Here is a 12,392-nt window from a genome sequence, read left to right on the forward strand (position 1 = left end):
TGACACCGGTGAGCACCCCGGCGATCGCTGCCGCTGCGGCTCTCGACCCGCCCGAGCTGGTCTGTGTCCGAGGGGGGACTTGAACCCCCACGCCCGATAAAGGGCACTAGCACCTCAAGCTAGCGCGTCTGCCATTCCGCCACCCGGACCAGGTGCCTGCCGCCGTGCCAGGGGTGTTCCCCGCGGCGACATGGACAACCATACCAAGCTTTCGGAGCGCCTTTCACCTGCGTTTCCGTGCGCCTGGCGGGGGTCCGGGACCTCGCGCACCGATACCTCTAGGGTCGCACCATGAGTGACTGGAAGGTTACGCAGAGCCCTGCTGCCGGGCGGCGCCCGCGGGCGCTGTCGCCGCTCAGGGAGCATCTGCGGGACACGTTCTGGTTCGCCCCCACCGCGGCGATGGTCGGTGTCTTCGTGGTCTGGGTGGGGGCCGAGGCGCTCGACACGGCCATCGTGGACGCGCTCCAGCAGGAGCGTGACTACGAGATGCTCGGCGAGCTGCTGCGGTTCGCGGAGGACGCCAAGGCCGTGGTGAGCGCCGTCGGCTCGGCGATGATGACCTTCATCGGTGTGGTCTTCAGCATCTCGCTGGTGGCCGTGCAGATGGCGAGTGGGCAGTTCACCCCGCGCGTGGTGCGGCTCTTCGTGCGGAGCCGGATCACCAAGGCGACCTTCGCGGTCTTCCTGTCGACCTTCGTGTTGACCCTGCTGGTCCTGACGAGCTTCGACACCGTCGACGACCCCCGGGCCGTCACGACGGTGCCTCTGGTCCAGTCGGTCCTCACCCTCTGCATGGTCGCCCTGAGCCTGCTGCTCTTCGTGCTGTACGTGAACGCCACCCTGCGTCTGATGCGGATCAGCCATGTGATCGCACGGATCGCCTCGGAGTCGTTCCGGGTGGTCGCCTCGATGCCCGTGCCGGTGGGCGGGCAGGAGGCTCCGGTCCTCGGTGCGGAGACCGCGCGGGTGCCGCACGAGGGCCGGGCCGGAGTGCTGCGGGACGTGCACATCGCTCGCTTGGTGCGGGCGGCGCGCAAGCACGGGGTCGTGCTGCGGCTGATCCCGCGGATCGGGGATTTCGTGGTGCCCGGCATGCCCGTGCTGGCGGTGCACGGCGGGCCGGTCCCGCCGCGCAGGGCGCTGCGCTACGCGATCTCGGTGGGGGTGGAGCGGACCTACCACCAGGATCTCGGTTTCGGGCTGCGGCAACTGTCCGACATCGCGCTGCGCGGCCTGTCCCCCGCTGTCAACGATCCGACGACCGCCGTCCAGGCGCTGGACCGCATCGTCCAGTTCCTGGCCGCGTTGAGCAGGCGCCCGCTGGACGCCGCCCTGCACCGGGACAGGGCCGGTGCGGTGCGGCTGGTGCAGCCCGTGCCCGGCTGGACCGAGCTGGTGGATCTCGGGTTCACCGAGACACGGGGGTGCGCCATCGGCAGCCCGCAGGTCTCCCGACGCATGCTGGCCGGTCTCGACGACCTGCTTCTGCTCGCGCCGCCGGAGCGCCGCGAGCCGCTGCTGCGCCATCGCGAGCTGCTCCGGCAGGCGGTCGATCTCGCCGCGGTGACCGCGCCGGACCGCGACTTCGCCCTGCGCCCGGACCGGCAGGGCATCGGCTGAGCGATGCCCTGGTGGCGGTACGCGGCGAACCCGCGTCGGGCGCACCCCCTTTCGTCAGGGCAGCAGCTGGTACTCCGGGAAGTTCCCCGGCAGCCGCTCCCCCTCCGGTCCCCGCGTCACCGCCCGCACGAGCAGGTCGCCGCCGACGAACGCGCCGCGCCAGGACGCGCCGAGCCCGCCGAACAGCTCCTCGCGATCCCCCCGGGAGCGGGGCGTGCCATGGCCGACCTTGAACGCGCGGATGTGCGGGGCGAGCCGCTCGTACGTCGCCCGGTCGTCCGTGGACAGCGTGGAGACCAGCGCGCCGTTGGAGGCGTTCATCGCGGCGAGCAGCTCCGCCTCCGTATCGACGAGGACGATCGTGTCGACCGGGCCGAACGGCTCTGCGTGGTGCAGTGGGGAGGACGAGGGCGGGTTGAGGAGCGTGACCGGCTGGACGTAGGCGGAGGTGTCCTGGCCGGGCAGGAAGCGGGCGTCGTCGGGTGTGGCGCGGTGCAGCGGTACGGCGCCGCGTTCGATCGCCACGGCGACCTGGTCCTGCAGCTCCTTCGCCTTGGCCGCGTTGATCACCGGCCCGAAGTCCAGCTCCGGGTACGGATCGTCGCCCTGCTCCACGGCGAGCGGATGCCCGACTCTGAGCGTGCGCACCGCCGGGAGGTACGCCGCCAGGAACGCGTCGAACAGGTGCCGCTGAACGACGAAGCGCGGGTACGCCGTGCAGCGCTGCTTGCCGTAGTCGAAGAGCTTGGGGATCACCGCGGTGAAGGTGTCCCAGTCCGAGTGGTTCCAAAAGCCCCAGGTGTTGAGTCCCTCCTGTTCGAGTACGTGTCGTTTGCCGAGGTCGGCGACTGCTGTGGCCACGGCGGCGCCGGTGTCGCGGCCGCCGACGAACGAGACGCAGCCGATCTCGGGCGCCCGCACCAGCGCCTGGGACAGCTCGCCCCCGCTGCCGCTGACGAGGGTCACGGGAACTCCCTCGCGGGCGGCGAGGGCACAGGCCAGGGTCAGACAGGCGACACCGCCGTCGGTCGGGGTCTTGGCGATGACCGCGTTGCCTGCCAGTGCCTGGACCAGCAATGCGTGAACGAGCACGCTCATCGGGTAGTTCCAGCTGGCGATGTTGGATACCGGGCCGTCCAGCGGGGAGCGGCCGGCGAGCATCGGTTCGATGCCGTCGACGTACCAGCGGACCCCGTCGATGGCCCGGTCCACGTCCGCCTGGGCGAGCCGCCAGGGCTTGCCGATCTCCCAGACGAGCAGGAGGGCGAGCAGCGTGCGGTGTTCGGTGAGGGCGTCGAGGGTGGCCGCGACCCGGGCCCGGCGCTCCTCCAGGGGGAGGTGCCGCCAGGCGCGGTGCTGGTCGAGTGCGGCGCACACGGCCCGGTGGGCGGTGGTTCCGTCCAGGCGCGGCGGGCCGGCGATCGGGCTGCCGTCGACCGGGCTGACGGCGGGCAGAACCCGTCCGTCCTCCTGCCAGGCGCCGTTCCAGAGGTTGAGGACCCGGTCGTCACGGAAGGCCTCGGGAGCGACGGCGAGGCAGCGCTGCCACGCGTCGGGCCAGGACGTGCCGGTCTTGAGGGTGAGGGTGGGTGCCATGGGGTTGCTCCGCTCTCGGTGCACAGTCGGGGGCGGGAGGGGTGTTGATGGCCTGCTGACGGGCTTTCCTACGCGCCGCGCAAGCACGATCGCGGCCCGGCTTGCCGCCAGGCCTACGCGCCGCGCAAGCACGATCGCGGCCCTGCCATCAGTCTTCGAGTCGCGCGAGCACCAGCTTCGCCGTCTCGGTCGGTGTGCTGCCCACGCTCACCCCGACCGCCTCCAGGGCCTCCTTCTTCGCGGCGGCCGTGCCGGAGGAACCGGACACGATCGCGCCCGCGTGCCCCATGGTCTTGCCCTCGGGTGCGGTGAATCCGGCGATGTAGCCGACGACGGGCTTGGTGACGTGCTCGCGGATGTAGGCCGCGGCGCGTTCCTCCGCGTCGCCGCCGATCTCGCCGATCAGGACGATCAGTTCGGTGTCGGGGTCGTCCTGGAAGGCGGCGAGGCAGTCGATGTGCGTGGTGCCGACGACGGGGTCGCCGCCGATGCCGACGCAGGTGGAGAAGCCGATGTCGCGCAGCTCGTACATGAGCTGGTAGGTCAGCGTGCCGGACTTGGAGACCAGGCCGATCCGGCCCGGCTTGGTGATGTCGGCCGGGATGATGCCCGCGTTGGACTGGCCGGGGGTGATGAGCCCCGGGCAGTTGGGGCCGACGATGCGAGTGCCCTTGTCCTTGGCGTAGGCGGTGAAGGCGACGGAGTCGTGGACGGGGATGCCCTCGGTGATGACGACGGCGAGGCCGATGCCGGCGTCGGTGGCTTCGGCGACGGCCGCCTTGGCGAAGGCGGGCGGGACGAAGACGACGGTGACGTCCGCTCCGGTGGCGCGCATGCCGTCGGCGACTGAGCCGAAGACGGGCACGGCCCGGTCGTCGAAGTCGACGGTGTGGCCGGCCTTGCGCGGGTTGACACCGCCGACGACGTTCGTGCCGGCCGCGAGCATGCGCCGGGTGTGCTTCATGCCCTCGCCGCCGGTCATGCCCTGGACGAGGACCTTGCTCTCCTTGGTGAGGTAGATGGCCATGGCGTTCCCTCTCCTCAGGCTGTGGTGGCGAGTTCGGCGGCACGGGCGGCGGCGCCGTCCATGGTGGTGACCTGCTGGACCAGCGGATGCGCGTGCTCCTCGAGGATGGTCCGGCCCCGGGCCGCGTTGTTGCCGTCCAGGCGGACGACCAGCGGCTTGGTCAACCGGACGGTTTCCAGGGCCTGCACGATGCCGTCGGCGACCGCGTCGCAGGCGGTGATGCCGCCGAAGACGTTGACGAAGACGGATTTCACGGCCGGGTCGGAGAGGATGACCGACAGCCCGTCCGCCATCACCTGGGCGCTCGCTCCGCCGCCGATGTCGAGGAAGTTGGCGGGTCGCGCGCCGCAGCCCGCGACCACGTCGAGGGTGGACATGACGAGGCCCGCCCCGTTGCCGATGATGCCGACCTCGCCGTCGAGCTTGACGTAGTTGAGGCCCTTGGCGGCGGCCGCGGCCTCCAGCGAGTCGTCGTGCTCCACGTCGTCGGCGCCCCACCGGGCCTGTCGGAAACGGGCGTTGTCGTCGAGGGTGACCTTGCCGTCCAGGGCGAGGATCTGCCCCTGCCGGGTGCGCACGAGCGGGTTCACCTCGACCAGGAGGGCGTCCTCACGGACCAGGACCTCCCAGAGCCGGACGATGACGTCCACGGTCTGCGGCGGCAGCCCGGCCGCCTCTGCGATCTCACCCGCCTTCGCGGAGGTGACGCCCTCGGCGGGATCGACCGGCACGCGGGCCACGGCCTCGGGACGGGTGGCGGCCACCTCCTCGATGTCCATGCCGCCCTCGGCCGAGGCGATCGCGAGGAACCGGCCCGCCGCGCGGTCGAGTACGCAGGACACGTAGAACTCGGCCTCGATGTCGACCGGTTGAGCCAGCATGACCTTGCCGACCGTGTGTCCCTTGATGTCCATGCCGAGAATCTGGCGTGCGGTCAGCTCTGCGGCGGCCGGGTCGGCGGCGAGCTTCACACCGCCTGCCTTGCCGCGCCCACCGGTCTTCACCTGGGCCTTCACCACGACCCGGCCGCCGAGCCCGCGTGCGATCTCGCGCGCTGTTTTGGGCGAGTCGGTCACCTCGGCCTTCGGCACCAAGATGCCGTGTTCTTCGAAGAGTTCCCTTGCCTGGTGTTCGTACAGGTCCATTTCCGGCTCCTGACTGAAAGTGCCGCACGCCCCCTGGACACCACCCACCGGATGCGGGATAACAAGCTTCATACAGTATTCGTCGACTGTATGCAATGTACTGCGAGCCGCTCCAACCCCCTACGAAGGGACAGGACTTCGCCATGCCCGACGACACCCAGGACTTGATTTCCGGTGGTCATCTCGTAGCCAAGGCGCTGAAGGCCGAGGGAGTCGACCGCATCTACACGCTGTGCGGCGGCCACATCATCGACATCTACGACGGCTGCGTCGACGAGGGCATCGAGGTCGTCGACGTACGCCACGAGCAGGTCGCCGCCCACGCCGCCGACGGTTACGCCCGCATCACCGGCAAGCCCGGCTGCGCCGTGGTCACCGCGGGGCCCGGGACGACCGACGCCGTCACCGGTGTCGCCAACGCCTTCCGCGCCGAGTCCCCGATGCTGCTGATCGGTGGTCAGGGAGCACTCACCCAGCACAAGATGGGGTCCCTCCAGGACCTGCCGCACGTCGACATGATGAACCCCATCACCAAGTTCTCGGCGACCGTGCCGGACACGGCCCGTGCGGCGGACATGGTGTCCATGGCGTTCCGCGAGTGCTTCCACGGCGCGCCCGGACCCTCCTTCCTGGAAATTCCGCGCGACGTGCTGGACGCCAAGGTCCCGGCCGCCAAGGCGCGCGTCCCACAGGAGGGCACCTACCGCGCCTCGACCCGCTCCGCCGGCGACCCCGAGGCCATCGAGAAGCTCGCCGACCTGCTGGTGCACGCCGAGAAGCCGGCCGTGCTGCTCGGCAGCCAGGTCTGGACGACCCGGGGCACCGAAGCGGCCATCGAGCTCGTACGGACCCTCAACATCCCCGCCTACATGAACGGCGCGGGACGCGGCACCCTCCCGCCCGGCGACCCGCACCACTTCCAGCTCTCGCGCCGGTACGCCTTCTCAAACGCCGACGTCATCGTCATCGTCGGCACACCCTTCGACTTCCGCATGGGCTACGGCAAGCGGCTGTCGCCGGACGCGACCGTCGTGCAGATCGACCTCGACTACCGCACCGTCGGCAAGAACCGCGACATCGACCTCGGCATCGTGGGCGACGCCGGTCTGGTGCTGAAGTCGGTGACCGAGGCGGTCTCCGGACGCATCAACGGCGGTGCGTCCAGGCGCAAGGAGTGGCTGGACGAGCTGCGGGCGGCCGAGCAGACCGCTCTGGAGAAGCGGCTGCCCAACCTGAAGTCGGACGCCTCACCCATCCACCCCTATCGCCTGGTCAGCGAGATCAACGACTTCCTCACCGAGGACTCCATCTACATCGGCGACGGCGGCGACATCGTCACCTTCTCCGGCCAGGTCGTGCAGCCCAAGTCGCCCGGGCACTGGATGGACCCGGGTCCCCTCGGCACGCTCGGCGTCGGCGTCCCCTTCGTGCTCGCGGCCAAGCAGGCGCGGCCCGACAAGGAGGTCGTCGCGCTCTTCGGCGACGGCGCGTTCTCCCTCACCGGCTGGGACTTCGAGACGCTCGTCCGCTACGACCTCCCGTTCGTCGGCATCGTCGGCAACAACTCCTCCATGAACCAGATCCGTTACGGCCAGGCCGCCAAATACGGCAAGGAGCGCGAGCGGATCGGCAACACGCTGGGCGACGTCCGCTACGACGAGTTCGCCCGCATGCTCGGCGGCCACGGCGAGGAGGTCCGCGACCCCGCCGACATCGGCCCGGCCCTGCTGCGCGCCCGCGAGTCCGGCAAGCCGTCGCTGATCAACGTCTGGGTCGACCCGGACGCGTACGCCCCCGGAACCATGAACCAGACCATGTACAAGTGAGGTGCCCCCCGATGACCGCTACGTCCACCAAGGCCCTCGAAGGCATCCGCGTCCTGGACATGACCCACGTCCAGTCCGGGCCGTCGGCGACCCAGCTGCTCGCCTGGCTCGGCGCGGACGTCGTCAAGCTGGAGGCGCCGACCGGCGACATCACGCGCAAGCAGCTGCGTGATCTGCCGGACGTCGACTCCCTCTACTTCACGATGCTCAACTGCAACAAGCGGAGCATCACCCTCAACACCAAGACCGAGCGCGGCAAGGAGATCCTCACCGAGCTGATCCGGCGCTCCGACGTCATGGTCGAGAACTTCGGCCCGGGCGCGGTGGACCGGATGGGCTTCACCTGGGACCGCATCCAGGAGATCAATCCACGGATCGTCTATGCCTCCATCAAGGGGTTCGGCGAGGGTCCGTACACCAACTTCAAGGCGTACGAGGTCGTCGCGCAGGCCATGGGCGGGTCGATGTCGACCACCGGTTTCGAGGACGGACCGCCGCTGGCGACGGGGGCCCAGATCGGGGACTCGGGGACGGGTGTGCACGCCGTGGCGGGGATTCTCGCGGCGCTGTACCAGCGGGAGAACACCGGGCGCGGACAGCGGGTCAACGTGGCCATGCAGCATGCCGTCCTCAACCTCTGCCGGGTGAAGCTGAGGGATCAGCAGCGGCTGGCACATGGTCCGCTCCGTGAATATCCCAACGAGGACTTCGGCGACGAGGTTCCCAGGTCCGGGAACGCGTCCGGCGGCGGCCAGCCCGGCTGGGCGGTCAAGTGCGCGCCGGGCGGACCGAACGACTACGTGTACGTCATCGTGCAGCCCGTCGGCTGGCAGCCGATCAGCGAGCTCATCGGCCGGCCCGAGCTGGCCGCCGACCCCGAGTGGGCGACGCCGGAGGCGCGGCTGCCCAAGCTCGGCAAGATGTTCCAGCTGATCGAGGAGTGGTCCTCGACGCTGCCCAAGTGGGAGGTGCTGGAGCGGCTCAACGCGCACAACATCCCGTGCGGGCCGATCCTGTCCACCCGGGAGATCATCGAGGACCGTTCGCTGGTCGCCAACGAGATGGTCGTCACCGTCCCGCATCCCGAGCGCGGCGACTTCGTGACCGTCGGCAGCCCGCTCAAGCTGTCCGACTCACCCGTCGAGGTGACCAGTTCACCCCTGCTCGGCGAGCACAACGAAGAGGTCTACGTCGGCGAACTCGGCCTCGGCGACGAGGAAGTGCGCCTGCTCAAGTCGAACGGAGTGATCTGACGTGATGGCGGAAGACCGGGTCCTGCGGGTGCGGTCCCTCCTGGAGTCCGTGCGGGCCGAGGGGCGGACCGCGCTGACCGCGCCCGAGGGCAAGGTGATCGCCGACGCGTACGGGATCGCCGTACCGGGCGAGGAGCTGGCGACGGACGTCGACGAGGCCGTGGCGTTCGCGGCGCGTTTCGGCGGGCCCGTCGTGATGAAGATCGTCTCGCCTGACATCCTGCACAAGACCGACGCCGGCGGGGTGATCGTCGGGGTCGAGGGCGCGGCCGACGTGCGGGCCGCGTTCCACACGATCATCGACAACGCGCGCGCCTACGACGCCGATGCCCGTATCTCGGGCGTGCAGGTGCAGGAGCTGCTGCCGAAGGGGCAGGAGGTCATCGTCGGCGCGGTCACGGACCCGACGTTCGGGAAGGTGGTCGCCTTCGGGCTCGGCGGGGTGCTCGTCGAGGTCCTGAAGGACGTCACGTTCCGGCTGGCGCCGGTGAGCGCAGACGAGGCGCTGTCGATGCTGGACTCGATCCGCTCGGCGGAGATCCTGCGCGGCGTGCGCGGCCAGGCGGGCGTGGACCGGTGGGCCGTCGCCGAGCAGATCCGCCGGGTGTCGCAACTCGTCGCGGACTTTCCCGAGATCGCCGAGGTGGACCTCAATCCGGTGATCGCGACGGCGGAGGGGGCCGTCGCGGCCGACATCCGGGTGATCCTCGCCGAGTCGCAGCCGGCGCCGCGCCGGAAATACTCGCGCGACGAGATCCTCACCTCGATGCGCCGGCTGATGCAGCCCGGCTCGGTCGCCGTGATCGGCGCCTCCAACGAGCAGGGCAAGATCGGCAATTCGGTGATGCGCAATCTCATCGACGGAGGGTTCGCCGGGGAGATCCATCCGGTGAATCCCAAGGCCGATGACATTCTGGGCCGCAAGGCGTACAAGAGTGTCACGGACGTGCCCGGAGAGGTGGATGTGGCGGTCTTCGCGATCCCCGCCAAGTTCGTGGCCTCGGCCTTGGAGGAGGTGGGTCGCAAGAAGATCCCGAACGCCGTGCTGATCCCCTCCGGGTTCGCGGAGACCGGCGAACATGAACTCCAGGCGGAGATCGTGGCGATCGCCGAGCGGCACGGCATACGGCTGCTGGGGCCGAACATCTACGGCTACTACTCGACCTGGCAGGACCTGTGCGCCACGTTCTGCACGCCGTACGACGTCAAGGGCGGGGTGGCGCTGACCTCGCAGTCGGGCGGCATCGGGATGGCCATCCTGGGCTTCGCGCGCACCACGAAGACGGGCGTGTCGGCGATCGTCGGGCTCGGCAACAAGTCGGACCTGGACGAGGACGACCTGCTGACCTGGTTCGGCGAGGACCCGCACACCGACTGTATCGCGATGCATCTGGAGGACCTCAAGGACGGCCGGGCCTTCGTGGAGGCCGCCCGGGCGACCGTGCCGAAGAAGCCGGTGGTCGTGCTGAAGGCCGGGCGGACGGCGGCGGGTGCCAAGGCGGCCGGTTCGCACACCGGCGCCCTCGCCGGTGACGACGCCGTGTACGACGACATCCTGCGCCAGGCCGGGGTGATCCGGGCGCCCGGGCTGAACGAGATGCTGGAGTACGCGCGCGCGTTGCCGGTGCTTCCCGCACCCAAGGGCGACAACGTCGTGATCATCACGGGGGCCGGCGGCAGCGGTGTGCTGCTCTCCGACGCGGTGACGGACAACGGCCTGTCCCTCATGGAGATCCCGCCGGACCTGGACGAGGCGTTCCGGAAGTTCATCCCGCCCTTCGGGGCCGCGGGCAACCCGGTGGACATCACCGGGGGCGAGCCGCCGTCGACGTACGAGGCGACGATCCGGCTGGGTCTGGAGGATCCGCGCATCCACGCGCTGGTCCTCGGCTACTGGCACACCATCGTCACTCCTCCCATGGTCTTCGCGGAGCTCACCGCGCGCGTGGTGGCCGAGTTCCGGGAGCGCGGGATCGAGAAGCCCGTGGTGGCGTCGCTCGCGGGGGACGTGGAGGTCGAGGAGGCCTGCCAGTACCTCTTCGAGCGCGGGGTCGTGGCGTACCCGTACACGACCGAGAAGCCGGTGGCCGTGCTCGGCGCGAAGTACCGCTGGGCGCGGGAGGCGGGACGGCTGGGGGGCGGTACATGAGGTGAGTGAGCGGGGGGCCGGCCGACGGTGCGCGTCGGCCCGCCCCGGGACCCGCACGCGCACGAAAGGCATGGGACAGGGGGCGCTGGCCAGATCTTTCGACGCAAGGGGTGCGACACGACATGACAACGACCGATCTGCCCACAACGGTTCCCTACCGGGAGGTCACCGACGCGAACGGTCGCGTCTACCGCCTCGGTGAGACCGACATCGACATCATGGGGCGCAAGCGCAAGTGGATGGTGATCCTGCCCTGGATCGGCATGATGGGCATCTCCTCCGCCGAGTACGCGTTCGCGTCCGCCGAGGACACCCTGCACACGGCGCACAGCTGGAACAGCATGCACATCTTCTGGATGATGACCGTCTGGGTCTTCTTCCAGGCCGCGGTGGCCTTCCCCGCGGGCAAGCTGCGTGAGAGCGGGAAACTGCCGGCCCGCTGGGCCATGATGCTCGGCGCCACCGGCACGCTGCTGGGCTACTTGTCCCTCGCCTTCGCGCCGCACGTGGTCTTCGCCTACATCGGCTTCAGCATGTTCAGCGGCATGGGCGCGGGCATGGTGTACGCCACCTGCGTCAACATGGTCGGCAAGTGGTACCCGGAGCGCAAGGGCGGCAAGACCGGCTTCGTCAACGGCGGTTTCGCCTACGGTTCGGTGCCCTTCGTCTTCCTCTTCAACGGCTACATGGACCTGACCAACTTCCGCTGGGTGCTGGTCTCGGTGGGTGTGTTCCTGGCCGGGATGGTCGCGTTCTCCGGCTACTTCTTCAAGGACCCGCCGAAGAACTGGTGGCCCTCCACGATCGATCCGCTGAACCCGCCGGACGACCCGCGCGCGGCCCGCTCGATGCGCATGAACCCGCCGGCGGTGCGCCAGTACTCCCCCAAGGAGGCGTGGAAGACCGGCCGGGTCGCCCTGATGTGGTTCTGCCTGGCGTGCACGTCCGGCGTGAACATCTTCGGCATCGCCTTCCAGGTGGAGATCGGCGAGGAGGCCGGCTTCGCGGGCGGGATCGTGGCCACGGCCATGTCCCTCAAGGCCATCGTCAACGGCACCGGCCGCGGTGTCATCGGCTGGCTCTCCGACCTGTACGGCCGCAAGCGGTGCCTGCTCGTGGTGTGTGTGATCCTGGGCCTGTCCCAGTACGGCATCCTCTGGTCGGCGAACGCCGAGAACCTGCCGCTGTTCCTGGTCTTCTCCTCGATCTCCGGCTTCGGCGGCGGTGCCATCTTCCCGATGTTCGCTGCGCTCACCGCCGACTACTTCGGTGAGAACAACAACGCGTCCAACTACGGCATGGTCTACAGCGCCAAGCTCGTCTCCGGTCTGGGCGCCGGCATGGGTGCCGTGGTCGTCGGCGCATGGGGGCACTCCGGTGCCTTCATCCTGGCCGGCTCCATCTCCCTCTTCGCCGGCTGGGTGGCGCTGTTCCTGACCCCGCCGGGACGCGACAAGGAAACGCGCCGCATCTCCCCCAACCCCCAACCGCTCGGCGAGGACACGACCTGACATGACGTCGGATCCGACCGCGGCACGCAGATCCTTGGCACCGTCCGCCGCCGTACACCGTCCCCATCGTCGAACGACCGACTGCCATCTCCGCTTCCACCGCCTCGGCGGGACGGGCGGGGACGTCCCGGGCCGGGCTCGGTCCGCGGGCTGACCGTCCCCCACGTGAGGAGGCCCTTCCCCGGCCGGGGAAGGCGTGCTGCGCCCCGCCGACAAGTTCAGCGAGGACGGCTGGCTCAAGACGGGCGACGGCGGCACCATC

General features: G+C 69.8%; 8 protein-coding genes and 1 tRNA gene. 5 read left to right on the plus strand and 4 right to left on the minus strand.

The window, feature by feature from the left end; all coding sequences use genetic code 11:
- Positions 1-64 precede the first annotated feature (64 nt).
- Positions 65-149, minus strand: a tRNA-Leu gene (locus ABT116_RS32700).
- Between the two features lie 142 nt (positions 150-291).
- Here ABT116_RS32700 and ABT116_RS32705 point away from each other — a divergent pair.
- On the plus strand, positions 292-1,623 hold the full coding sequence (locus ABT116_RS32705) for a DUF2254 domain-containing protein (protein ID WP_351641187.1): 1,332 nt from the start codon (positions 292-294) through the stop codon (positions 1,621-1,623).
- A 54-nt stretch (positions 1,624-1,677) separates the two neighbouring features.
- On the opposite strand, the gene ABT116_RS32710 is transcribed toward ABT116_RS32705, so the two are convergent.
- The 3 genes from ABT116_RS32710 to sucC form a co-directional block, all read right to left on the minus strand.
- Positions 1,678-3,219 carry an aldehyde dehydrogenase family protein gene (locus ABT116_RS32710; RefSeq protein WP_351641188.1) on the minus strand — a complete coding sequence of 514 codons (1,542 nt, stop codon included), beginning with the start codon at positions 3,217-3,219 and terminating at the stop codon, positions 1,678-1,680.
- 148 nt (positions 3,220-3,367) lie between these two features.
- Positions 3,368-4,246 (minus strand): succinate--CoA ligase subunit alpha, encoded by an 879-nt coding sequence (gene sucD, locus ABT116_RS32715; RefSeq protein ID WP_351641190.1) that lies wholly within the window; start codon positions 4,244-4,246, stop codon positions 3,368-3,370.
- 14 nt (positions 4,247-4,260) lie between these two features.
- Positions 4,261-5,391: an ADP-forming succinate--CoA ligase subunit beta gene (sucC, locus tag ABT116_RS32720; RefSeq protein WP_351641192.1), complete on the minus strand. Its 1,131-nt coding sequence runs from the start codon at positions 5,389-5,391 to the stop codon at positions 4,261-4,263.
- Between the two features lie 143 nt (positions 5,392-5,534).
- Between sucC and ABT116_RS32725 the strand changes: the two genes are divergently transcribed.
- The 4 genes from ABT116_RS32725 (at position 5,535) to ABT116_RS32740 (ending at position 12,130) form a co-directional block, all read left to right on the plus strand.
- Positions 5,535-7,217, plus strand: coding sequence for a thiamine pyrophosphate-binding protein (locus tag ABT116_RS32725; protein ID WP_351641194.1), 1,683 nt, complete (start codon positions 5,535-5,537; stop codon positions 7,215-7,217).
- Between the two features lie 11 nt (positions 7,218-7,228).
- Positions 7,229-8,470 carry a formyl-CoA transferase gene (frc, locus tag ABT116_RS32730; RefSeq protein WP_351641195.1) on the plus strand — a complete coding sequence of 414 codons (1,242 nt, stop codon included), beginning with the start codon at positions 7,229-7,231 and terminating at the stop codon, positions 8,468-8,470.
- A 4-nt stretch (positions 8,471-8,474) separates the two neighbouring features.
- A complete protein-coding gene (locus ABT116_RS32735; protein ID WP_351641199.1) occupies positions 8,475-10,619 on the plus strand; it encodes an acetate--CoA ligase family protein in 2,145 nt (714 codons plus the stop codon).
- 122 nt (positions 10,620-10,741) lie between these two features.
- Positions 10,742-12,130 carry an OFA family MFS transporter gene (locus tag ABT116_RS32740; protein ID WP_351641197.1) on the plus strand — a complete coding sequence of 463 codons (1,389 nt, stop codon included), beginning with the start codon at positions 10,742-10,744 and terminating at the stop codon, positions 12,128-12,130.
- Positions 12,131-12,392 lie beyond the last annotated feature (262 nt).

Origin of the sequence: Streptomyces sp. NPDC002130 (assembly GCF_040296465.1) — a bacterium.
In the GTDB taxonomy this organism is placed as follows: Bacteria; Actinomycetota; Actinomycetes; order Streptomycetales; family Streptomycetaceae; genus Streptomyces.